The sequence below is a fragment of the Variovorax sp. M-6 genome (assembly GCF_052114385.1).
Taxonomy (GTDB): domain Bacteria; phylum Pseudomonadota; class Gammaproteobacteria; order Burkholderiales; family Burkholderiaceae_C; genus Variovorax.
Window position 1 is genome coordinate 33,033 of record NZ_JBFREQ010000007.1, and the last position, 22,091, is coordinate 55,123.

At 68.7% G+C, this 22,091-nt stretch carries 24 protein-coding genes; 11 read left to right on the forward strand and 13 right to left on the reverse strand.

The genetic code is table 11. The features are described 5' to 3' along the window. Positions 1–47: 47 nt before the first annotated feature. The 5 genes from AB4Z46_RS10055 to AB4Z46_RS10075 are packed head-to-tail and all read left to right on the forward strand — an operon-like array spanning position 48 to position 4,666. Positions 48–515 (forward strand): MaoC family dehydratase, encoded by a 468-nt coding sequence (locus AB4Z46_RS10055; protein ID WP_442283343.1) that lies wholly within the window; start codon positions 48–50, stop codon positions 513–515. Beyond that, on the forward strand, positions 512–1,810 hold the full coding sequence (locus AB4Z46_RS10060; RefSeq protein WP_442283344.1) for an acetyl-CoA hydrolase/transferase family protein: 1,299 nt from the start codon (positions 512–514) through the stop codon (positions 1,808–1,810). The genes AB4Z46_RS10055 and AB4Z46_RS10060 overlap by 4 nt, the downstream gene beginning before the upstream one ends. Continuing rightward, a complete protein-coding gene (locus tag AB4Z46_RS10065) occupies positions 1,801–2,982 on the forward strand; it encodes a CaiB/BaiF CoA transferase family protein (RefSeq protein ID WP_442283345.1) in 1,182 nt (393 codons plus the stop codon). Before AB4Z46_RS10060 ends, AB4Z46_RS10065 begins: the two co-directional genes overlap by 10 nt. Further along, the gene (locus AB4Z46_RS10070) at positions 2,982–3,863 is read left to right on the forward strand and encodes an HpcH/HpaI aldolase/citrate lyase family protein (RefSeq protein WP_442283346.1); all 882 of its coding nucleotides are present in this window, start codon (positions 2,982–2,984) and stop codon (positions 3,861–3,863) included. Before AB4Z46_RS10065 ends, AB4Z46_RS10070 begins: the two co-directional genes overlap by 1 nt. A gap of 56 nt (positions 3,864–3,919) precedes the next feature. Next, positions 3,920–4,666 (forward strand): IclR family transcriptional regulator, encoded by a 747-nt coding sequence (locus AB4Z46_RS10075; RefSeq protein WP_442283347.1) that lies wholly within the window; start codon positions 3,920–3,922, stop codon positions 4,664–4,666. Here AB4Z46_RS10075 and AB4Z46_RS10080 read toward each other — a convergent pair. Beyond that, a complete protein-coding gene (locus AB4Z46_RS10080; protein WP_442283348.1) occupies positions 4,663–6,459 on the reverse strand; it encodes a sensor histidine kinase in 1,797 nt (598 codons plus the stop codon). The genes AB4Z46_RS10075 and AB4Z46_RS10080 overlap by 4 nt on opposite strands. Before the next feature lie 169 nt (positions 6,460–6,628). On the opposite strand from AB4Z46_RS10080, the gene AB4Z46_RS10085 reads away from it, so the two are divergent. Continuing rightward, positions 6,629–7,282: a response regulator transcription factor gene (locus AB4Z46_RS10085; RefSeq protein WP_442283349.1), complete on the forward strand. Its 654-nt coding sequence runs from the start codon at positions 6,629–6,631 to the stop codon at positions 7,280–7,282. Positions 7,283–7,286: 4 nt separating this feature from the next. On the opposite strand, the gene AB4Z46_RS10090 is transcribed toward AB4Z46_RS10085, so the two are convergent. After that, positions 7,287–7,685: a response regulator transcription factor gene (locus AB4Z46_RS10090; RefSeq protein WP_442283350.1), complete on the reverse strand. Its 399-nt coding sequence runs from the start codon at positions 7,683–7,685 to the stop codon at positions 7,287–7,289. Between the two features lie 221 nt (positions 7,686–7,906). On the opposite strand from AB4Z46_RS10090, the gene AB4Z46_RS10095 reads away from it, so the two are divergent. After that, positions 7,907–8,392 carry a hypothetical protein gene (locus tag AB4Z46_RS10095; RefSeq protein ID WP_442283351.1) on the forward strand — a complete coding sequence of 162 codons (486 nt, stop codon included), beginning with the start codon at positions 7,907–7,909 and terminating at the stop codon, positions 8,390–8,392. Between the two features lie 22 nt (positions 8,393–8,414). Here the strand turns inward: AB4Z46_RS10095 and AB4Z46_RS10100 are convergent, their stop codons facing one another. Further along, entirely contained in the window at positions 8,415–9,740 is a 1,326-nt protein-coding gene (locus tag AB4Z46_RS10100; RefSeq protein WP_442283352.1) for an NAD(P)/FAD-dependent oxidoreductase, read from the reverse strand. A 122-nt stretch (positions 9,741–9,862) separates the two neighbouring features. Between AB4Z46_RS10100 and AB4Z46_RS10105 the strand changes: the two genes are divergently transcribed. After that, the gene (locus AB4Z46_RS10105; protein WP_442283353.1) at positions 9,863–10,672 is read left to right on the forward strand and encodes an META domain-containing protein; all 810 of its coding nucleotides are present in this window, start codon (positions 9,863–9,865) and stop codon (positions 10,670–10,672) included. A 19-nt stretch (positions 10,673–10,691) separates the two neighbouring features. Here AB4Z46_RS10105 and AB4Z46_RS10110 read toward each other — a convergent pair whose 3' ends face one another. Then, on the reverse strand, positions 10,692–10,928 hold the full coding sequence (locus AB4Z46_RS10110) for a hypothetical protein (RefSeq protein WP_442283354.1): 237 nt from the start codon (positions 10,926–10,928) through the stop codon (positions 10,692–10,694). Between the two features lie 12 nt (positions 10,929–10,940). Beyond that, positions 10,941–11,324, reverse strand: coding sequence for a hypothetical protein (locus AB4Z46_RS10115; protein WP_442283355.1), 384 nt, complete (start codon positions 11,322–11,324; stop codon positions 10,941–10,943). Positions 11,325–11,512: 188 nt separating this feature from the next. On the opposite strand from AB4Z46_RS10115, the gene AB4Z46_RS10120 reads away from it, so the two are divergent. Beyond that, entirely contained in the window at positions 11,513–11,905 is a 393-nt protein-coding gene (locus AB4Z46_RS10120; protein WP_442283356.1) for a hypothetical protein, read from the forward strand. A gap of 15 nt (positions 11,906–11,920) precedes the next feature. Here the strand turns inward: AB4Z46_RS10120 and AB4Z46_RS10125 are convergent, their stop codons facing one another. The 6 genes from AB4Z46_RS10125 to AB4Z46_RS10150 all read right to left on the reverse strand — a co-directional run bounded on the left by AB4Z46_RS10125 (position 11,921) and on the right by AB4Z46_RS10150 (position 17,544). Continuing rightward, positions 11,921–13,345, reverse strand: a complete 1,425-nt coding sequence (locus AB4Z46_RS10125; RefSeq protein ID WP_442283357.1) for a cytochrome P450 — start codon at positions 13,343–13,345, stop codon at positions 11,921–11,923. A 2-nt stretch (positions 13,346–13,347) separates the two neighbouring features. Further along, positions 13,348–15,174 (reverse strand): FAD-binding protein, encoded by a 1,827-nt coding sequence (locus AB4Z46_RS10130; protein WP_442283358.1) that lies wholly within the window; start codon positions 15,172–15,174, stop codon positions 13,348–13,350. 112 nt (positions 15,175–15,286) lie between these two features. Beyond that, entirely contained in the window at positions 15,287–15,940 is a 654-nt protein-coding gene (locus tag AB4Z46_RS10135; RefSeq protein ID WP_442283359.1) for a hypothetical protein, read from the reverse strand. Then, positions 15,940–16,287 (reverse strand): type II toxin-antitoxin system prevent-host-death family antitoxin, encoded by a 348-nt coding sequence (locus AB4Z46_RS10140; RefSeq protein WP_442283360.1) that lies wholly within the window; start codon positions 16,285–16,287, stop codon positions 15,940–15,942. The genes AB4Z46_RS10135 and AB4Z46_RS10140 overlap by 1 nt, the downstream gene beginning before the upstream one ends. 146 nt (positions 16,288–16,433) lie before the next feature. Further along, positions 16,434–16,604 carry a hypothetical protein gene (locus AB4Z46_RS10145; protein ID WP_442283361.1) on the reverse strand — a complete coding sequence of 57 codons (171 nt, stop codon included), beginning with the start codon at positions 16,602–16,604 and terminating at the stop codon, positions 16,434–16,436. Between the two features lie 268 nt (positions 16,605–16,872). After that, positions 16,873–17,544, reverse strand: a complete 672-nt coding sequence (locus AB4Z46_RS10150; RefSeq protein WP_442283362.1) for a DUF1488 family protein — start codon at positions 17,542–17,544, stop codon at positions 16,873–16,875. Positions 17,545–17,851: 307 nt separating this feature from the next. On the opposite strand from AB4Z46_RS10150, the gene AB4Z46_RS10155 reads away from it, so the two are divergent. Continuing rightward, on the forward strand, positions 17,852–18,304 hold the full coding sequence (locus tag AB4Z46_RS10155) for a hypothetical protein (protein ID WP_442283545.1): 453 nt from the start codon (positions 17,852–17,854) through the stop codon (positions 18,302–18,304). Positions 18,305–18,329: 25 nt separating this feature from the next. On the opposite strand, the gene AB4Z46_RS10160 is transcribed toward AB4Z46_RS10155, so the two are convergent. Next, positions 18,330–18,707, reverse strand: a complete 378-nt coding sequence (locus AB4Z46_RS10160) for a hypothetical protein (RefSeq protein ID WP_442283363.1) — start codon at positions 18,705–18,707, stop codon at positions 18,330–18,332. A 303-nt stretch (positions 18,708–19,010) separates the two neighbouring features. On the opposite strand from AB4Z46_RS10160, the gene AB4Z46_RS10165 reads away from it, so the two are divergent. Further along, positions 19,011–19,328: a hypothetical protein gene (locus AB4Z46_RS10165; protein WP_442283364.1), complete on the forward strand. Its 318-nt coding sequence runs from the start codon at positions 19,011–19,013 to the stop codon at positions 19,326–19,328. Between the two features lie 38 nt (positions 19,329–19,366). Here AB4Z46_RS10165 and AB4Z46_RS10170 read toward each other — a convergent pair whose 3' ends face one another. Beyond that, the gene (locus AB4Z46_RS10170) at positions 19,367–21,967 is read right to left on the reverse strand and encodes a PAS domain-containing protein (RefSeq protein WP_442283365.1); all 2,601 of its coding nucleotides are present in this window, start codon (positions 21,965–21,967) and stop codon (positions 19,367–19,369) included. Positions 21,968–22,091 lie beyond the last annotated feature (124 nt).

Here is a 22,091-nt window from a genome sequence, read left to right on the forward strand (position 1 = left end):
GGGCTGTCGCTGCGCCACCTCCCTCTTTTCAAGAAAGGCACCTCACCATGGCGGGACTCTATTTCGAGCAATTCCAGATCGGCCACACCTTCCACCACGCCACGACGCGCACGGTCACCGAAACCGACAACCTGCTGGCCACGGTCATGAGCATGAATCCGCAGCCCCTGCACCTGGATGCCGAGTTCGCGGCCCGGACGGAGTTCGGCAAGCCGCTGGTCAACAGCCTGTTCACGCTGGCGCTGGTGATCGGCCTGTCGGTGCAGGAAACCACGCTGGGCACGACCATCGGGAACCTCGGCATGCGGGAGGTCAACTTCCCGAAGCCGGTCTTCGCGGGCGACACGCTGCGCGTCGAAACCACCGTCCGGAGCAAGCGCCTGTCCAAATCGCGTCCGACCGCCGGCATCGTGGATCTCGAGCACCGCGGCTACAACCAGCGCGGCGAGATGGTCTGCATCTGCCATCGCGCGGCCTTCATGCTGTGCCTGCCAGAGCAGACCGTCGCCGCATGACGCGCGGCGCCCCCGTGCGGTCGGCGCGCGACTTCGACTTTCGCGGACTGTTGCGCGCCGGCGACCGCATCGTCTGCGGACAGGTGACGGCCGAGCCTCGCACCCTGACCCGCAAGCTCCTGCAGCAGGCCGACGACGCGATGCCCCTGACGATGTTCCTGGGCGCCACGATGTCGGACACCTTCGCAGGGCGTCTGCCGTCCGCCATGCGCTTCGTCTCCTACGGTGCGCTGGCCGGCACCGCCTCGCTGGCGGACCGGGGCCTGCTGGACGTGGTCGCGGAGCCCTACAGCGCCCTGGCGGGGCTGTTCGAGAGCGGGGCCCAGGGTGCCGATGTGGTGCTGCTGCAGCTGGCGCCCGGGCGCGACGGCCGGCCGCCGAGCCTCGGGCTGGCCAACGACTACACGCTGGCGGCCGCCCGCCGGGCCCGCGTCGTCATCGCCGAACTGAACCCGGCGGCGCCATGGACCCACGGCGCCGAGCTGCCCGACGCGCTGCGCATCGACCACTGGGTCGAAGCCGACTGCGCGCCCCTGGAAGCGGGCGGCCCGGCCGCCGGACCCGTGGGCCAGGCGATCGCCGCGCACCTGGCCGGCCTGATCCCCGAGGGCGCCACCCTGCAGGCCGGCATCGGCAGCCTGCCCGACGCCGCGCTGGCGCAGCTGGGCCGGCACCGGCACCTGGGGATCCATTCGGGCGTGCTCGGCGACGCGGCCGCGAAGCTGGTCGAGGAGGGCGCGGTCACGAACGAGCGCAAGGGCCTGGACGCCGGCATCACGGTGACCAACACGGTGGTCGGCAGCGCCTCGCTGTACCGGTGGGTGGATTCGAACCGGACGGTCGAGGTCCGGCCTGCGTCCTATACGCACGCGGCCTCGGTCCTCTCGAGGCTCGACCGGCTCTGCGCCATCAACTCCGCGCTCGAGGTCGACCTGTCGGGGCAGGCCAACTGCGAGGCCGTCGACGGCCGCCAGCGCGGCGGCATCGGTGGCCTGATCGATTTCTGCCGTGCCGCGCGCCATTCGACGCGCGGCGGGCGATCCATCGTCGTGCTGCCGGCCACGGCCGGCGGCGGCACGCGCAGCCGCATCGTGTTCAGCCTCGAAGGCAACCCGGCGACCATCGGCCGGGCCGACGCCGATGTCGTGGTGACGGAATTCGGCGTCGCCGAACTGCGCAACGCCACGCTCGACCAGCGGGCCCAGCGCCTGATCGCCGTCGCCGCGCCCGCGTTTCGAGACCCGCTGGCCCAGGCCTGGCGCCAGTCCACCTGGGGGCGCCGGACATGGCACTGAAGCAAGGCCCGCTGGCGGGCATCCGGGTCGTCGAGTTCGCCGGCATCGGCCCCGGCCCGATGTGCGGCATGCTCCTGGCCGACATGGGCGCCGAGGTGCTGCTGCTGGAGCGGATGGCGCCCGCGGACGTCGGGCTGCCGCGGCCGCGCCGTTTCGAACTGGTGCACCGCGGCAAGCGATCGCTCGGCGTGGATCTCAAGCACCCCGACGGCGTGGCGCTGGCGGCCGACCTGGTGGCGGCCGCCGACGTGCTGGTCGAGGGCTTCCGGCCCGGCACGATGGAGCGCCTGGGGCTCGGCCCCGACGCCTGCATGGCGCGCCGGCCCGGTCTGGTCTACGGCCGCATGACGGGGTACGGACAGAGCGGGCCGCTGAGCCAGGCCGCGGGACACGACCTCAACTACATCGCGCTGGCCGGTGTGCTGCATGCCACCGGCCGGGACGGCCAGCCGCCCACGCCGCCGCTGAACCTGGTGGGCGACTATGCCGGCGGCGCCCTGAGCCTGGCGTTCGGCATCGCGTGCGCGCTGGTGGAGCGCAGGCAGTCGGGCCTCGGGCAGGTCATCGACGCTTCGATGGTCGAAGGCGCGGCGTTGCTGATGACCTCCTTCTTCGGCCTGTCCGCGGCCGGTCTGCACGACCAGCCGCGCGGCCGCAACACGCTCGACAGCGGCGCGCCCTTCTACGATGCCTATCGATGCGCGGATGGCGAGTACGTCGCCTTCGCGGCGATCGAGCCCAGGTTTCGCGCGGTCTTCGCCGAGCGCGCCGGCCTTCCGGCCGATGCGCTGGCGCAGCTGGACGACCCCCGGACCTGGCCGGAAGCGAAGGACATGCTGTGCCGGCTGTTCGCGACGCGCAGCCAGCGCGCGTGGTGCGAGCTGCTCGAAGACAGCGACGCCTGCGTGACGCCGGTGCTCGAGCGCGGATCGGTGGGCGCGCACCCGCACAACGCGGCCCGCCACAGCTTCCCCGTGCAGGACGGCATCGCGCAGCCCGCCCCCGCGCCGCGCCTGTCCCGGACGCCGGGCGCTCTCCGCGGTCCGCCGCCCGCGAGGGGGGAGGGTGGGCACGCGACGGCGCAGGCCTGGGGCATCGATGCCGCGCGCCTGCGCCAATTGCAATCCCGGCAGATCGTCGCGACCGCTGGCGCGACCGGGGAGGATGACTGATGCGTTCGCTTCTTTTCGTTCCGGCCGACAGCCCCCGCAAGATCGCCAAGTCCTTCGGCTGCAGTGCCGACGCCCTGATCCTCGACCTCGAGGACGCGGTGGCGATGGATCGCAAGCCGGTGGCCAGGCAGGCCGCGCGCGAGGCACTGCAGCAGCCGCGGCAGGGCAAGAAGGTGTTCATCCGGATCAATGCGCTGGACACGGGGCTCGCCCTTGACGACCTGGCCGAGGTGATGCCCGGCCGCCCGGACGGGATCGTGCTGCCGAAGTGCGGCGGCGGCAAGGACGTCGCGCAGCTGCACCAGGTGCTCGACGGCATGGAGGCCGCGCTGCGATTGCCGGTGGGCGGCAGCCGCATCATTCCGGTGGCGACCGAAACGCCCGGCGCGGTGCTGAACCTCGGCAGCTACGCCGGCTGCAGTGCCCGGCTGCTCGGCCTGATGTGGGGCGCGGAGGACCTGGCCAGCGCGCTGGGCGCGAGCGCCAACCGCGGGGCGGGTCGCTACCGGGCGCCTTTCGATCTCGCGCGGCAGTTGTGCCTGCTGGCCGCTGCCGCCGCCGGCGTGATGCCGATCGATGCGGTCTGGACGGACACCGCGGACCTCGAGGGACTGCGCGACGAAGCCGAGCAGGCCCGCATCGACGGCTTCACCGGCAAGGCGCTCATCCATCCGCTGCATTGCGATGTCGTTCACCAGGCCTTCATGCCGTCCGAGGCCGAGCAGCGCCGGGCCCGCGCGATCCTGGACGCCGTCGCCGCTGCGCCGGGCGCCGGAGTCGCGGTGCTCGACGGCCGAATGATCGACCGCCCTCATGTGATCCAGGCCCAGCGCATTCTGGCGCTGGCCGGTATCGCCGTGGGCGCCGGGCCCAGCGACTAAACTGCCGCCAAAGCGCGTGGCCGGGATGGCCGTTGCAAGCGGTCAAAGGTTCAATCGTGGATGTCAAGCAGGTAGTCAATGCCCTCGAGCTGATGGAGTTCTTCGCCGCCCATGGGCGGCCGGCGACCCTGGCTGAAATCTCCAAGCATTTCGGCTGGCCCCGGTCCAGCACCTTCAACCTGCTCGGAACGCTCGCCAGCCGCGGCTATCTCTATGAACCCAAGGCGCGCGAAGGCTTCTATCCCTCGCCCAACTGGCGCCTGATGTTCGACAAGATCGATCGCGCCGCGCCCACGCCGAGCGAACTCCAGACCGTGCTGAAGGCCCTCTGCGCGCGCACCAACGAAACCGCGGTGCTGGCGGGCATCAGCGGCTCGCATGCGCTGTTCATCGCGACGGTGGAGCCGGAGCAGGCGGTTCGCTACGCGGCCGCGGTGGGCAAGATGGTGCCGCTGCACCTCACCGCCACCGGCCGGGCGCTGCTGTCCCAGCTGCCCGAGTCCGAACGCGCGGCCTTCCTGCGCAAGGCCGTGTACGAACGCCATACGCCCACCACGCTGATGAGCGTGGAGGCGGTCGAAGCCGAGATCGAACGCTCGACGCGCCGCGGCTGGTTCGAAGGCGCCGGCGAGTTCACGCCCGACCTGGGCGGCATCGCCATGCCACTGCAGGTCGAACAGAGGCACCTGGCGCTGCTGGTGGCCGGACCGGTGTTCAGGGTCCAGCCTCGGCAGGCGGAGATCGTGCGCATCATGCAGGAGGAAATCGCGCGCCACCTGCCCCCGCCGAAGGCAGCTGCCTAGGCAGCGCTTTCGCTCGGCAGCAGGAAGTAGAAGGTCACGCCCCGGCCTTCGTTGCGTTCGACAGAGAGGCTGCCGCCGTGCGATTCCAGGATCGAGCGGCACATGGCCAGCCCCATGCCCAGGCCTTTCGCCTTGGTCGTGTAGAAATGATCGAACACCCGCTCGAGGTTCTCTTCGTCGATGCCCGGACCGGTGTCCGCGATCGCCACGCGAACCCGCCCTTCGGCGCTTGCGCTCACCGACACGCGCAGCGAGCGCGATCCTCGTGGCTGCTCGGCCATGGCCTCGTTGGCATTCATCGCCAGGTTCAGCACCACCTGTTGCAACTGCCCCTTGTCTCCGAGGACCATGCAGCCCGGGGCCATCGATGGGGTCACCGCGATGCCGCGCTCCAGGAAGTCGCTGTGCATCAGGTCGACGACCTCCTGCACGCAGGCGCCGACGTCGATCCGGTCGCGCTCGGTCTCCTGCCGCCGCAGCATGGTGCGCAGGCCGTTGATGACCGCGCTGGCGCGCTTGTCGTCGCGCACCACGTCGTGCAGGATCTCGCGCAGTTCGGCGAGGTCCGGGTGTTCCTGGGCCAGGAAGCGCAGGCCGGCCTGGGCATTGCTCAGGATCGCGGTCAGCGGCTGCGACAGCTCGTGCGCCAGCGAGGCCGCGAGCACGGCGGTGCGCGCCACCCGGTCGGCATGCCACACCTGCCGGCGCAGCAGGTACGTCTCGCGCTCGGCCTGGCGCAGGTCGGTGACGTCGGTGAAGACCCCGCACATCGCATCGGCGCTGCCGTCGGGGTTCAGCAGCGGAAACTTGAGCGACGCGAAGAGGCGCGGATCGCCGCGCTCGTTGCTCCCGATCTGCTCCTCGCGCCGCAGCGGCTCCCGCTCCGCCAGCACGCGCTGGTCGCTGGCGCGCATGGCTTCGGCCCGCGGCGCGGGGAACAGGTCGAGGTCGGTCTTGCCGGTCACCGAGCCGCCGACAAGGCCGAACAGATCCTCGAACAGCCGGTTGGTCATCAGGTAGCGGCCGTCCCGGAGCTTGACGTAGACCGCCGCGGGCATGTTGTCCAGGATGCCGCGCACCCGGTCCCGGCTCTGGCGCCGCTCGCGTGACAGATCGAAGTCCAGCATCACGATCAGGGCGACGAAGCTGAACTCGGCCGCGTGCACCCCGGGCGCCAGCTGGAGGTTCACCAGATGGTTGTAGAGCATGCCCAGAAGCAGGATGGCGAGGCAGGCCGCCAGGGTCAGGCTGCCGCGCCGGTGCCTGCCGGCCAGGTGCTCGCGCAATGCCGCGTAGGTGCACCAGCCGAAGATGACATAGAACCACAGCGCGCCGAACACGAACCAGGCGCTGGCGCGGTGGACGCGCAGGTCGGTGACCTGTTCGCCCCACGGGAGGGTGATCCGGGTCGCCTCTGGCATCTCGGGAAAGGCCGCGCCCCAGGGCTGCACGAGATTTGCGATGAAGAAGATCACGCAGCCGAGGCTCATCGCCGCCTGCAGGCGCCATCGCCGGATCGCCAGGTAGGCACCCACGAACCAGGGCATGACACCTGCGAAGACGAGGCTGGCACCCAGCTCCAGCCGCCGCATGGCGACCAGCCCCTCGGCCGATTCGGAGCGATAGGCGCCGGTCTTGGCGCCGACGTAGACCGTGAGCGTGGCGCAGAGGCAGGCGAACAGCAGGTGCGTGCGATGGACCGGCCGCTGCAGGCCGATGAGGCCGTTGTGCAGCGTGGCATAGGCGATGACTCCCGTCAGGGCGCAAAGGGTCAGGACCAGGAACTCGCTCATCGCCGGGAGCTTAGCCGCGGGCGGTCAGGACGGCATCTCGGCGTGGCGCCGGCTCGACATACGCCTTCTCGCTGGTTGCACTCCCCTGCCGGGCGGCAAATAATGCGCCGGGCCGGGACCGGCCCCACAAGAAACAACGCCAGACTGTCGCTGGAGAAAGACTCGCCGCATGAATCCGGGCAGCCCCACAGTGTTCGTCGTCGATGACGATGCGGCGGTCCGTACCAGCATGGAGCGCCTGATTCGTTCGGTGGGCTGGAAGGCCGAGACCTTCGCCTCGGCGGACCTGTTTCTCGAACGCCCGCCGTCCTCTGGCACCTGCTGCCTGCTGCTCGATGTGCAGATGCCCGGAACCAGCGGCACCGGTTTGCAGGACCTGATGTGCGAGAACGAGCGGAAATTGCCGGTCGTGTTCCTGACCGGGCAAGGCGACGTCCCGACCTGCGCGCAAAGCATGAAGAAAGGCGCGGTGGACTTCCTGCTCAAGCCGGTCGACGACGAGCTGCTGCTCGAGGCGCTGGGTCGCGCGCTCGAACGCCATGCCGCGCAGCGCGAGCGCGAAGCGCAACGCCGCAGCGTGCAGACCCAGCTCGACCGACTGTCGCCGCGTGAACGCCAGGTGCTCGACGGTGTGCTGCGCGGACGCCTGAACAAGCAGATCGCCGGCGACATGGGGATCGCCGAAAAGACCGTCAAGGTGCATCGTGCGCGGGTCATGGAGAAGATGGGCGTGCGGTCGGTCGCCGAGCTGGTGCGGCTTTGCGGCGCCGACATCGTGGCTCGCGCGTCGCCGCCGCAGCACGAAGCGGCAGCGTCGGGCTGATCGGTCAGCTTCCCGCGCGGGCCGCGCCGCCGCCCGTGACCCAGTCGATCGCGTCCAGCAAGGCCTGGTCGTCCACCGGTTTGTGCAGGAAGAACTGGGCGCCGAGCTTTCGCGCGAGGCGCCGTGCCTCGTCGTCGTCGTGCGTCGACAGGGCGATCGTCGGGAGGGCGGCCGCGGCTCGCATCAAGCGCTCCCGCACCTGCAGACCGTCGAGCCCGGGCATCGAGATGTCCAGCACGGCGCAGCCGGCGCCACCCGCCTCCACGTACGCCAGGAACGCCTCCACGCTCTCGAAGGCCATCGTGCGACGGCCCGCGGCGCGCATCAGGCGCGCCAACCCCGTTCGGATCGACGCGTCGTCGTCGACCACATGGACGACCAGGTCGGCTGCGGCTTTCACCATGAAGAAGCGATCCTTTGTAGCCGTACACGGTGCCGCAAGCACGGGGCCTGCGGTATTGGACCTTGGTCCCATCGGCCGCACGGAGGCAAGGTCAGCCGATCCCGGCGCCGGCATTGAACGGTTCCGTGCATTTGTGCGCAATTCGCGATTTACAGCGCGCTGTAATCCATTCGGCCTCATCGCGAGCCCTCCACAATCGCGCCAAGCCTCGCTCCCCACCCATGAAAGCACCACTCTTCCTCGGAACGCTGAATCGAATCCGCAGTCGCCTTCAGCGTCTGGTCGGCTGGCCGACGCGCGCGGTGACGTCCGTGCCGCCCGGGCCCCTGGCACCGTTCCCCCGGGTCGCGGCGCCGAGGCCGATTCCGAGCACCCCCCAGGCGCCGACGCCGTCCGCTGCGCCGATGCGGGCCGTGGTCGCCGCGGCGCGACCCGCGCCCGCTGCGTTCCCGGTCCCGGCCGCCGCACAGCCCTCCGCGCCCGCCCGGACGATGCGTTCGCTCGAGGAGGTCCGGGCCGATCTGGCCCGGCTGCGCCAGAGCGCGAAGGAGCGCCACGCGCGGATCGTGGCGCCGGTCCGGCGCGACACCAGCTTCGAGCCGACCGACTTCATGGACTTCGCCAAGCCGGCCGAAGCGCCCGAGGAGTCCTTCGAAGCGACGGCGTTCCTGGACTTCACGACCCTGAAGCCGCGACCCGGGGGCTAGCGCGTCCGCCTGCGCGGCGCCTTCAGTCGGCCTTCAGGATGGTCTCGCCCTTGAGCTGGCCCCAGTCGCGGATGTTGTGGCGCCGCTGCTTCCAGCCGGCATAGGTGCGCCGCAGGTTCACGACCGAGATGAAGTAGTACAGCACCTTGAACATCCATAGCGAGCGCCGGTATGCCGGCCCGTGGTGGATGTCGGCCGCCAGCAGCGACATCAGGCCCTGCTTGGCCTTGAAGAGGTTGTTGGGGTGCATGAACATGTCGCGGATCGTCGGGTTGGTGACCCGGTAGATGAACCACGAATAGTCCCGGGGCCCGACGCGCATGCGCTTTTCGAGCGCCTGCCGCGCCGCCGGCAGCTCGGCCGGCCGGTCGAGGGCCGTCGCCACCACTTCGGCGCCGTCGAAGGCGCTTTGCATCGCCAGGAACACGCCCGACGAGAACATCGGGTCGATGAACGTGAAGGCGTCGCCGACCATCAGGTAGTGCTCGCCCGTGGCATGCGTGCTCGAATAGGAGAAATTGCCTGTCGCGTGCACCACGTCGTCGATCAGCGTCGCGTCCTTCAGGCGATCGTGCAGCTCGGGGCACATCGCGATGGTGTCGTGGAAGTACTCCTTGAGCGGCTTGTCGCGCGCCTTCAGGTAGTAGGCCCAGCACACCGCGCCGACGCTGGTGCTGCCGTCGGCCAGCGGGATGAACCAGAACCAGCCATGCTCGAACCAGCAGATGCTGATGTTGCCCTCGCGCCGGCCCTCGAGGCGCCGCGCATTGCGGAAATGGCCGAACAGTGCCGTGCTGTTGTGCTCCGGGTTCTTCTGCTTGGACTTGAACTTGCTTGCCAGCAGCGTGTCGCGGCCGCTGGCATCGACCACGAAGCGCGCGCGCCAGCTGCGAGCGCCGCCGTCGTCCAGGGCGGCGTGCACCGTCGCACCCGCGTCGTCGAAGTCCACCTGCCGTACCTTCGCCCCTTCGATCGTCATCGCGCCCTCGCGGGCGGCGTGGCGGAACAGAAGTTCGTCCAGTTCCGAGCGTCGAACCTGCCAGGCCGAATCCTTGGACGGGTCCCAGCCCTCGGAGAAATCCACATAGCTGCGGTAGTCGAGATCCGGCGGAACGAACTCGATGCCGAACTTGGGCATGCCGATCTTCTCGACCTGATCGAGCACCCCGAGCCTTCTGAACAGCTCGACGTTGCCCGGCAGCAGCGACTCGCCGATGTGGAAGCGCGGGTGATGCTCCTTCTCCAGCAGCACCACGCGCCGCCCCTCGCGCGCGAGCAGCGTGGCGATGGTCGAGCCGGCCGGTCCGCCGCCAACGACCAGTACATCGCATTCGTGGGCTGCTTCCATGGTGTCGAAATTCCTTTTCCAGATTGACCCGAACGGGGCTCGCATTGTGCCTTCGGCAACGCGCGGGAGGCCCCGGGGCGAATGACTAAGATGGCGGGCCCGAGTTGCGAGAGGAATGTGGAATGAAGACAGGACCGATGCTGATGATGATGGCGGCAGGGGTCGTCGCCGCAGGTGCCGCGGGCGCTGCCGAGCCGCTTCGGGGGCCGGCCTCGGCGTCACAGGGCGCGCCCGCAGCGATCGAGGGGCCGACCTGGCGCCTCACGGACGTCCGGGGATTCGATGCCGCGGCGCTCCCCGTCGGGCCGCGATCGGTCACTGCGCGTTTCAAGGGGGGGCGGGTCGACGGCTTCTCGGGCTGCAACCGGTATTTCGGCTCCTACACCTTCAAGGATGGCCGGCTGGCCATCGGCCCGCTGGCCGGGTCCATGATGGCCTGTGACGACGCGTCGATGGCGGTGGAGAAGGCAGTGACGCGGGCGCTGTCGGGCGCGTTCCGCCCCATGCTCGCCGGCGATCGCCTGAGCCTGCTGTCCGAGGGCGGCGAGGCCATGCTCGCATTCAAGGCCGAGCCGGCACCGGCGCTCGCCGGGCTGCGCTCGAACATCACCGGCTTCAACAACGGCCGGCAGGCGGTCGTGAGTCCGCTGCTCGGCACCACGCTCTCGCTGTCTTTCGGCGAGGGCATCGTGAAGGGCTTTGGCGGCTGCAATACCTTCCGCGCCAGCTACACCGCCGACGGCGACCGCATTGCCGTGGGGCCCGTGGCGGCCACGCGCAGGGCCTGCCCCGCGGAGGGCGTGATGCAGCAGGAGCGGGAGTTCATCGCGGCCCTGAAGTCGACCACGACCTGGACCTTCAGCGGCGCCTTCCTCGACATGCACCGCCCCGACGGCGAGCGCACGCTGATCGGCAGCCGCGAGGCCGACTAGCCGGCCGGCCTCGTCGCCCCTACCATCCCGATTGCTGCTGCCTGCCGCCCCGGATGTTGCCGGCGACACCACCCGCGAGGCCGCCGATGGCCGCTCCCGTCCAGGCGTCGCCGCCGGAGATCGCCGCGATGCCGGCTCCGCCCGCGGCACCCATGGCCGCGCCGCTCATCGTTCCCTGCTGCCGCGGCGTCATGTCCGTGCAGCCCGCCATGAGCGTCATGGCCGCCACGATCGCCATCCATTCCAGTCGTTTCATGATCGCTCTCCGTCACTTGTTCTTCTGCAGGCCGGGCACGGCCATCTCGAACCACAGCGTGTCCAGCACCGGCCGCTTCAGCTTGGTCGGATTGGCCGCGTACCAGCGGTCGAGGCCTTCACGCACGCTGTCCAGCGTCTGGCCCTGCATGCCCTTGGCCAGGCGGGGCACGAAATTCTGGGCATCCGTCGGCGGGTTCGCCGCGAAGTAGGCGGTCTGAACCTGGACCAGGTTGGCGATACCGACGAGGTACGCCTTCTTGACGGCCTCGCTCGAGGTGGTCCATTGTTCCCCCGTGACCAGGGGAACTTCGGCGGCCCGGGCCGGCATGGCAGCCATCGCCAGCGTCATGCACGCCGCGATCACGGCTGTGCGCATCTGCAGTTTCATTGTCATCGCCTTCTCCATCGATAGGTCGTTTGCATCGAGTCGCCGGCGGATGTTGCGCTTGGGTTTCGACGTGTGTCAAACACATCGAAGACCTTTCTCTCGCGTCGAATTGCGGGGCGCCGGTGGATCGTCTGTCAACCGCCACAACTTGTGGACACATTTTGTAGGACTTGGCAACATGGGGCCGCCTGCGAATGGCAGGCATTGTTCAACTGCAGAAAAAGGTTCGCATGAGAAAAATCGTCCCGCTACTGGGCGCAGCTCTGATTCAAGTGATGGCCGGCGCGGCATTCGCGCAAAGCAGCGGCGAGGCCGATCCGGCGCAAGCCAAGGCGCCGCCGACGGCGCGGACCACGCCGACGGAGCGTTCCGAGGCGCGTACCGAGCGCCGCGCCACGGGCCACAAGGCGGCCCGCGGGCCGCAGATGGGCGAAGGCCAGGCCAATCCCGTGGCTGCGCCTTCTCAACCGCGTGCCGAGCGCCGTGCGGCGGCGTCCAAGCGTCGGGCCGCGAACACTGCGTCCAACAAGGCGGGCCAGTTGCCGCGCGGCGGCAACAGCGACGCGCCGGAACGCCAGAAGCCCTGAGCCAGCGCGACAGGCTCAGGCGCGTTCGCGCAGCCGCATGCGAAGACCGATCGGGGTCATCGTGAAGGCGAGGTGCTCGCGCGCCGGCTGGCCGTCGGGCGTGTCGACGCCGGCGATGTCGAAGCGGTTCAGCAGCTGCGCCATCGCCATCTTCATTTCGAGCAGCGCGAGGTAACGTCCGGGGCACATGCGCGGGCCGGCCCCGAAGGGCATCGAGATGCGCTTCGCGCTGGCGGCCGTGGCGCCGGCCGGCCCGTCGGCCAGCCAGCGCTCGGGCTCGAAGGCCGCGGCGCGCGGCAGGTGGCTGTCGCTCACGCTGTCGCGGCGCATCAGGTCGATGACCACCGTCCCCGCGGGCACCTGCACGTCGCCCACCTGCGTGTCGCGCTCGGCCTGCAGCGCGAGGATCGGCGCCACCGGCTTGAGCCGCATGGTCTCGTGCGTGCAGGCCTCGACGAAGTCCAGCTGCGCCAACTGCTCCAAGCTCGGCAGCGCCGAGTCGCCGACCACGCGGCGCACCTCGTCGCTCGCGCGCTGCAATGCCGCCGGATGGCGCCACAGCAGGTCGATCATCCAGGCGATGGTGTTGGCGGTCGTGTCTTCGCCGGCCAGCAGCATCGTGAGCACGTTGCCGGCCACCTGCAGGTCGGTGATGCCGCTGCCGGGCTGGTCGGCGGCCGCGATCATCGCCTCGAGCAGGTTGCGCGGATGCGCGCGCAGCCCGGGGTCGGCTTCCATGCGGCTGCGTGCTTCGGCGATGAACCGCGCCACCGCTTCGTTGACCGCCTGCACACTGAGCTTCAGTTCGCGGTCGGCCTGGGTCGGCACCAGCCGCCAGATCGGCAGCGGCGCCAGCATGCGCCTGACCAGGGCCGGGAAGATCTTGTCGAGATGCTGCTGGATCACGTCGCCATCGGACTCCAGCGTGTTGACCTCGGCGCCGAACGCGAGTCCGGCGATGGTGTCGACCGTGTAGCGCATCAGGTCGGCCTGGAGATCGATCGCCTCGCCGCGCCGCGCGGCGGCCTGCCATCGGCGGCCGAGCCGCTCGGCGACCTTCTGCAGCGACGGGAAGTAGCTCCGGACATGGGCCGGGTCGAAGCTCGCCATCACCATGCGCCGCTGCCGTCGCCAGTCCTCGCCGTTGGCGCGGAAGAGGCCGGGACTGAGGCCCATCTCTCTGGCCACGGCCCCTTGGCGGTCGGAGCGTTTGAAGCCTTCGGGCCGGTCGCGCAGCGTGGCGGCCACGGCCTCGTGGTCGCCGACGACGAGCAGCCGGCGCCGGCCCATCCGCAGCTTGAAGAAGGGGCCGAATTCGTGGCACCACTGCTCCAGCTGCTGGTGCATGCGCGGCGCATCGATCTGCAGCAGGTTGCCGAGCAGCGGGGCGCCGCGCGGGCCCGGGAGGTCGTCGATGCGGCGCAAGGCGGTGGTTTCCATGATCATGCGATCCGGGTGAAGCCGTCGGCGCTCCAGCGCTCGCTGCCGACGCCGTGGTGGACGAAGAACAGGCCCTCCGGGTCGTAGCGCTCCTTGGCCGCCAGCAGCCGCGGATAGTTGGCGCCCCAGAAGGATTGCTGCCAGTCGGGCTCGAAGTAGTTGCTCTCCGCGAGGTAGGAACCCGGCCGCGGGACCAGCCGGCGCAGCTCGTCCACCGCGCGGCCGATCGCAGCCGCCTGGCGCTGCGCCAGCCCGGCGTCGGGCTCGTGCCCGGCCACCCCGGGAAAGGCCGGCGGGCCGTCGGCGCCGCAGATCACGAGGGCGAAGGCGTCCAGCACGGCTGGATTCATCGCGGTGTCACGGGCCGCGGCGATGGCCTCGGCAGGCGCACCGGCGAGGCCCTTGTTGACGTGCATCGACACCCCCCAGTGCCGGCTGGCGGCGAACAGCGCATCGCCCAGCGCCTGGCGGCGGTCCGGGTGCAGCAGGGCCGCGGGCAGCCAGGCCGACTGGTAGCCGTGCAGCACCTGGCCTGCCTGGCCCTGGTCGCCGGGCCAGAACACATTGCCCTCCGGCGCATCGGGCCGGTCGTCGGTGCTGATGAAGCCGAGCACGCGTTTGACCAGGGTCGGCGCCCAGAAGTCGCGGGCCGGGGTGGAGACGATCTTGAGTGGAGAGAACTCGATCCTGAACTCGTCGGGCGCCGCCTCGACCGCGGCCAGGAAGGGCTCCCAGACCGCCTGCGCCTGGCTCCGGCTCAGGCCCTGGAACACCATCGCGATGCGCAGCGTGTGGTCCGGTCGCAGGCGAATCTGTTCGCCCCAGTGCGGGTTGTGCAGGCTCTTGGCGTAGAAGTCGACGACCAGGCCGATCAGGCGGCGGAAGGCGGGCGCGGAGGACGCCTTGATCGCCATGTTGACCGCACCGAAAGATTCCGGCAGCGCGTGCACCCGCAGCGTGAGGCGGGTGACCACGCCCAGGCTGCCTCCGCCGCCGCCCTTGAGGCCCCAGAACAGCTCCGGTTCGCTGCAGGCGCTGGCGATGCGTACCTGGCCGTCGGCGGTCACCACCTCGGCCTCGAGCAGGCTGCCCGAGGCCAGCCCGTAGGCCTTGGAGAAGCTGCCGAAGCCGCCGCTCTGCACCAGCCCGGCGACGCCGACCGTCATGCATCCGCCCCCCTGCACGTAGCCGCCGCCCCGGGTGCTGACCGCGTCGTAGACATGGGCCCAGATCGCGCCGGCGCCGACCGAGACGGCGCGCGTCGGGGCGGTACGCCCCGCGCAGCCCCTGGCGACGAACGCGTCGTGCAGCGTGACCTCGTTCATCCTGCGCGTCCAGACCAGCAGGGAATCGGGGGCATTGGAGGTGCCCTGGTAGCTGTGGCCGCCGCCCTTGACGACCAGACGCAAGCTGTTGCGGCGCGCGAAGTCGACCGCGGCCGCCACGTCGCCGGTGCTGCGTGCGGACACCGCATAGACGCTGGGGCTCGAGGTCCAGGCATCGACCCAGCCCAGGGTCTGGGTCAGGCCGATCTCGTCGCCGAGGAAGTAGGGGTTCCTGACCGCCTTGAAGAACTGCGTGCAGGCCGGTCCGGCGGGCGCATCGAGGCAGGGCGAGAACGGCGACTGCACCTTGACCAGCGCATCGCCGCCCAACTGCTCGCCGAACTGCTTCCAGCGCGCGTCGGAGGGCCAGTCCGGATCGCCGGGGCGCACGCGCGAGCCCGCGGCGGACGCCGCCGAGGCGCGCAACGGCGCGAGCATCCACAGCAGGTTGCCGTAGCCGATCGGAGCCGCGGAGGCCAGCTGCAGGAGACGTCTTCTGTGCACAGAACCCTTTCACCGGAGACTGCGTTCGAGGAGCCGGCTGCAGTATGCCGAACCGGTGGCGTGAAGTCTTCTTTTCGCGCTCGAGGCGGCGCCGACGGGCCGGCTCTGCGCCTCAGGCCTGCTGTTCGATCGCGGCCTGCACGATCGGCCGCGCCCATTCGGGTGTGGCCTCCAGGGCCGCGGTGTCGTCGGCCGCCGGGAAGACCAGCCGGCCGCCGACCATCTCGAGCAGCAGCACCGGGTCGGGAATCTCCTCGCCAGGCGCCGCCTCGGCGCTGTTGTCGAACACCTGCAGGCGCGCCAGCAGCGGCATCAGGCGGATCAGGTTCAGGCGCGAGCTGATCCAGCGCTCGCGGATCTTGGCGACGGGAATGTCGTGGCCGCCGCTCGCGACCCGGGCCCGGACCCGCCGCAGGTGCATCTCGGCCGAGGCGAGGCCGCAGAAGATCATCACGACATCGTGGGTGCGCGAGGCCTTGGCCAGCAGTTCGGGAATGGTGCTGGCGCCCAGCGTGGTCTCGAAGGCGTGGTTGCGTCGCTCGGCGAGCGCGGCGGCGAGCCGGGCGCGGCCGTATTCCCAGGCGCGGCCGTTGGCGTCCTCGACGTCGAGGCCAAGCTGCGCGACCAGCTCGCGCGCATGGCTGTCGGGGTTGTACCAGGCCAGGCCGTGCTCGGCGAGCAGGGCGCCGCCGACGGAGCTCTTGCCGGCGCCGTTGACGCCGGCCAGCACGAAGATGAAGGGCCGCGCAGCGCCAGCCGCGGCCATCAGAACGAAGCGCCGGCTTTCGGCCGCCGGGCCAGCTTGCCCCGGGCCTCGAACAGGGCGCCGACCCGCTGGGCGGCGTCAGGCTGCTGCAGCACGGCCAGGCGCCTGTCGAAGCGGCCGGCCAGTTCTTCCAGCACCGACTGTTCGCGGGCGCTGAGGGCCAGCAGGTCCTCGGTGAGCTGCTGGTAGGTGGCGGCATCCAGCAGCACCATCTCGACCGCGGCATGGTTCGTGATGGCCACGCTGCCGCTCTGGCGAACCTGGCGCACGACGTCGCCCCACTTGTTCTTCACCTGGGAGGCGTTCTGGCGCGGCAGGTCGTGGAGGGCGGGCAGGGCGGTGATCATGGCAAGCTCCGGCTATGGAGTTGCCATTATGGCAAAAATAGCCAAATTGTGCCCGCCGGGGCGGATTTCGAATTATTCTTGCCAACAAAGTCGCAAACGGGTCCACAGGCGAGTTCTTTTTGCACACCTTTCAGATAGGGGGAGACTTAGAAGCGACGCGCAGCCCGTCGAACGACGACCGTCGCCTTGGCCGGTGGCTTTTCGCCTTGTGGCGCCGGCGACTTCCGAAGAGCGCGCTTGGCCGGCTTGCGCCGGCCTTGGAGGGACTCGATCAGGGAAAGGGCTTCCTTGTCGAACTTCGCGTTTTCGTCAGGCATGGCCGCCTCCGGAGGATGCGAGGGCCCGATGGTACGACCAAGCGGAGCCAGCCGTCGCGATCGCTGCTTCTAGTTACCGGAGGCGACGCGACTGGCGCTTGTCGAGCCCGTTTTCGTCCTTGACAACGCAACTGCTGTCAGCTTGCCTTATGGCGGAAACCTCGCAAGCTTGCCTGGCCGCTGTCCAGGAGGGGGAATTGGGCAGGCCGGGAGGTTGCCGAAGCAAGGGAGGGATGACGGATTGGTGTGCGGATGGGTTCACTTCGCGTCACGGCGGGGCTCGGAAATCGGAAGCCCGGAGGATGATCGGTTCACGGTGCGTGGCGTCATAGCGCGACCACGCAGCTACGTTGATCGCCACGTAGTGCTCTTCGTACGCACTTACGGCCCGGCTGGGGCCATCCGAGGCGTGTACGTAGGCACCGAATTGGGACGCGAGCGCGTCGTTGGTGATCAGCGCTTGAATCTCGCGGCCTTGCACGGGAAGCGCAAAGGCAACGCCGTTTCCGACCCAGTGCGCGCCGCGCGAACCGCCGACGCGATGGCCACTTGCATCCACGATCCTTTCGGGTTCCAGCGACGCCCGCTCCGTTTCGAAGGCTTCCAGGTCGCGTTCAGGCGGCGGATCTTCCAGGATTTCGGCCGAAGCAAAGTCCCGATCGAGATACATCATCTCGAAGTTGCTGATCTGGATGATGTCCCGGTCCAGCAACGCTCGCACCGATACTTCATCGCCATTGACCAGCGTGCCGTTGGTGCTGTGAAGGTCGTGAAGGGTGACGAAATGGCCGTGCCGCGTAAGGACGACGTGAGCCTTGCTGACGGTGGCGCTCGCGAGCACGAGGTGGTTGCTCGTGCTGCGACCGATCCTGAACTCGCCTTCAAGGAGCCGCACGTTGCGCAGTGCTACACCGTTCTTCGTCACGATCAGAGTCGGCATCGGTCGAGGCCTCCCTTATGGACCGATGGTATGTCGGCAAAGGCACAGCCGCTGCCAGTCGTCACACGCCGAGAGCATTGAGACGAACTGATACGCGGCGACCGTGACCACTGCCGACGTGTCCCAGTCGAACGGCATTCTCCACGTGGTCGACAAGGTGCTGCTGCCGAAGCAAGTCGCAACGCAAGCTTGGCGTGGCTCCATGCCGCGCGGTCGCTACACTCGTCGGTATCGCCGACGACGCGCGACGCCTGCCGCGCGCCCATTGCCGTCAGAGCCCGCACGCTGCCCGACGCAAAAAATCGCCATGTCTCTATCCGAAAAGCTTCAGATCCCTACGGCGAGCGCCGACGGCAGCTTTGCCGCGCCGGTGCCTGCGCCGGCCGATAGCGCGGCCGACGCTCTGCGCGACGCGCAGGCGCAGCACGCGGCGCTGGCCGAGCAGCTCGACGCGATCAACGAGTTGTTGGCCAAGCCGCTCAATCAGATTCTGGCGGATCGCGAACGCTTCAAGGAATCGGCCGCCGCGTGGGACGCCTTCGGCGCCATGTGGTTGCTGTCCCAGCGCGCGATGAAACGCGTGGCGCTGGACCTGGCTGCGCAGCTTGGCGTGAGCGAGGACGAGGTGGTGGCCCGCGCGCTGGGGCACGCCAACGCGGTCCTCAACGGCGACGGCGTGGATCTGGGCGGCCTCGTTGCCGAGGCGCAGCTCGCGCACATCGCCAGGCACAAGCCCTTGCTGCGCAAGCAGTTCCGCTGAGCATCTCGGAGACCCCACGGTCTGCTCATACGATGCCCGGCTCAGCGCGATTTTTCTCTATCACTTCGAGCGACGTGTGAAGCTCTGACCGTATTGCGTTCGACATCTTGTCGGCCCAATTTCTCTGAGCCGACAGGAAATCGTCTTCTGCCATGACGTGAAGCGTCGCCGCCGCCGCTATTTCGTCGGCGGTTGGATTCGCACCGTTCTCGACCAGCAGGCCCACGTGCTCCTTGCCACCTCTGAGGACAGCGGCCATCAAAGGCGTGAGGCCAGACGCGTTAGGCCTGTTCTTGTCGAAGGTTCGATTGTTCAAGAGCGCGCGGAGACGGTCCATGCTGCCCTCGAGGATGGAAAGCTCCTGCATGACTTCGGCCGCCGAGTCGTGGATTGTTCTGTTCATCGTCGTTTCAATGATTGCATCCGTTTCAAGGTCGAGAGAGTCGGTCGTGGCCAGATTCTGCAGAGCGTTCTTTCCTACAGTTTGATGTGCTTGGCTTCTGAATGAGACTAAAGGCGCATTCCTGCTGCAACCATGGAAACACCTACACACCTACTTATGAGACAAGGCTATATCCGTGCTTCCTGCACCGCTTCGGCCAGTGACAGAGCGTTCCTGAAAAGCAAAGGTCATCAACCCGAGGCTTGACGGTCGCAACACCAAAGCGCTCAATGAACGCTTTTCCCTACATCATCTGGGGGCGACATGAAGACGTCTTCAGTCGTGGCAGCGGTCGCTGGTTGCACATTCGTTCTTGGCTGCGACTTGCAGCCAAGTGTCTTGTTCGTGGCGAACGGAACGCTGTTCCAAATGCTGCAGTTGACCGATGCGCAGGAGGAATGCCCCGCACCCCATCGGGTTTGCTACCTTACGGCGTGGGATGGCGGGATTTATCGCGGATGTTGGGTTCGCGAACAAGCCAACATTCGCGCACGCTTTCCAGCGTTGGGCGACAAGCTCATACCAGTGGGCGAATTTCAACGCACGATGTTGGCTGAGTACCGGAAGGTCGAGCTCGAGTAGACCCACGAGGCCCTGCAATCGGCTCAATTTTGGCGCTCCTAATTGCGGCTCGCTTCCATTCCGAAGACCACGTGAACATGGCTTTCGCGGCTGACCAGGAAATGCGCGACCATGACGTCGCCGGTGGCCATCGGCGTGGCGTGCATCTGGAACCAGCGGAGCTCGTCGGGCGAATGGCACGGGTACTCGCAGGTGAAGACCTGTCGATCGCCGCGCATCACTTCGTCGAGCCCCTGGAGGATGCGCAGCGCCGAATCGTCGGCGGCGGCACTGCGGCGACAGACCTCGAGGTAGTTCACGCCAGGGCCGATCGAGCCGACCCCGGGGTTCCCATTGCGCTCGGCGAATTCGATCCACGCACGGTTGACGAAGCGAATCACGCCGCGCCGGTCGACGACCGCCACGACCCCCGCGAGCGCGTCGATCACGTCCTGCAGTGTCTTGTGGGTCGCGCGGCTCAAGAGCCTCGGCAGCGCGTGGGTATCGTCGAGTCTTGCATGTGCCGGGTCTTCGTCCGGGCCGTCGGGCGATCGCACCAGATCGGTCATGGGGGCGAACGCGGCCGGCGCGCCCGCAAGCGGGATGCCGATGTCCAGCACGGTGCCGCCCCCGGGCCTGCTGTCGATGCCCATGCTCCCGCCCAGCGCGCGCACCCTCTCTTGAATACCCAGGATCCCGAACGCTTCGGACTTGCGCCTGTCGGCTGCGTCGATGCCCCGGCCGTTGTCGCTGACTCGGACCGATATCGACCCGGCGGTCGCCAACGCCAGCTGAATGTGCACCTCGCTGGCGTGCGAATGCTTGGCGACATTGTTGAGCGCTTCCTGCACGACGCGGTACAGGCAGAGCGCGATCGCCGGCATTTCCATCAACGCGTCGGATGCTTCTTCCGGCGCGTCGATCTTGCAGGCCACACCGGCCTGCTGGCTGAACTGGGCGACCAGCATTTCGAGGGCCGGCATCAGGCCGAGGTCGTCGAGCATCGGCGGACGCAGGTCGTTCACGATGCGGCGCGTCGACACGACGGCCTTCTCGGCCAGGCCGTCCACTTCGGCGACATGCGGCAGCAGTTCCGGCGCCTGGGCGCCGAAGCGTTCACCGATGCCGCGCAGATCCATGCGGATCGCAGCCAGCGTCTGCTGCAGGTCGTCATGCAATTCACGCGCGATCCGCTTGCGCTCTTCTTCCTGGACCTGGTCGCGCGATGCAATGAGCCGTTGCATCGCGACGTGGGAAGACTCCAGGTCTTCCTGCACCTCCCTGATCGCGGTGACGTCCCGGCTCGTGACAACGGCGCCGACGATCGTGCCGTCCTTCGAGCAGATGGGCGCAAAGCCGTAGCTTCCTGTCCACGTTTCGCCGGTGTCCTTGCGCCGCAGCCTGTACTCGACGTTGGTCGCCACTTCCCCCCGCAGTGCCCTGGACACCGCCCATTGCGCGAGCGGCGCCGGATCGCCGTCGGGCATGCGCAGCTCCAGGATCTCCGGATATTGCGCGACCGTTCGCGGGCAGGCGGACTTGTCCGCAAACCGGTGAAACGACGCGAAGGCGTCGTTGAACTCGATGAAACGTCCCTCGGTGTCGGAGATGAAGACCGCATCGCTCATGCTCGACAGCGCTGCCTGGAGCGTCGAGGCGCCGGCCCGAAGCGCTTCCTCGGCCTGCTTGCCGTCGGTGACGTCGGCGCGGACCCTGTCCCTGCCCGCCGTGATCTGCGCGGCCGTCGCCTCGCGGCGCGCAATGGGATTGGCGATGGCGGCGCTCAGGCGCCATGCCAGGCCAAGCGCGAGCAGGCAAAGCCCCAGGCCGACGGCGACGGTGCGGCGCAGGGCCGAGTCGTACTCCGAAAGGACATCGGCCTGCGGGAGGCTGGCGATCACCCGCCAGTCCACGCCGGGCAGCGTCAGCAGCGCAAACAGCCGCGGAACGCCGTCTCGCCCGACCCCGGCGAAATGGCCTTCGCGCGCACCCCCCAACGGATCCGCCTCGCCGTCCCTGGGGCGCGAGCCGATGAACTCCGCCGCGGCGGTCGAGCGCAGAAGAATGGCTCGCGTTCGATCCACGACCGTCACGAGGGCGCTCTTCGGCGTCGAGCCGAACAATTGCTCGCTGAGCGTCAACAAATCCACGGTCATCACCAGCAGGCCTGTCTGCGCTGCGTTCCCGTCACGAATCGGATAGCTCAGGGCCGCGAACTTTCTCCCGCTGCGCTCGTCGACGAACACATTGCTTGCCGCGAACACGCCGGCGGCCTCCGCAACCGGGGCCCGCGGGACCGGACCCGATCCGAAGGCGCAGACGGTGTTGCCGCGTGCGTCCCGGATCGCGTACCCGAGCGACGCGGGGATCTGCCGCAGGCTCGCTTCACCGAGCGGGTCGCAGTGCTCCGGATCCATGGCCTTGACCAGAGGCTGCCTGGACAACCGATCGAGAACGGACTCGAACTGATCGAGCACGCGCTGCACGTCCGCGGCCGACCCGATGGCGAGGATACGGACCTTTTCTTGGGCGGCATCGTGGATCCGGCGCGCTTCGGCGGCCAGGACCGATGCCACCAGCGCTGTGAACGCGAGCATGACCCCGCCTGTCAGCAGGACGATGCGGCTGCGAAGCGACAGGTTCTCGAACCACGAGGCCATTGGATCTCTTGCCAGGTCGCGGATCTCGGGTGGACTGCACAACCACCGTCGGCCCGCGGGGTTCACTGGGTCGTTTTCCGACGCATTCTCCTATTTCTGAAGGCGAGCGGCAGCGGAAGCGCGA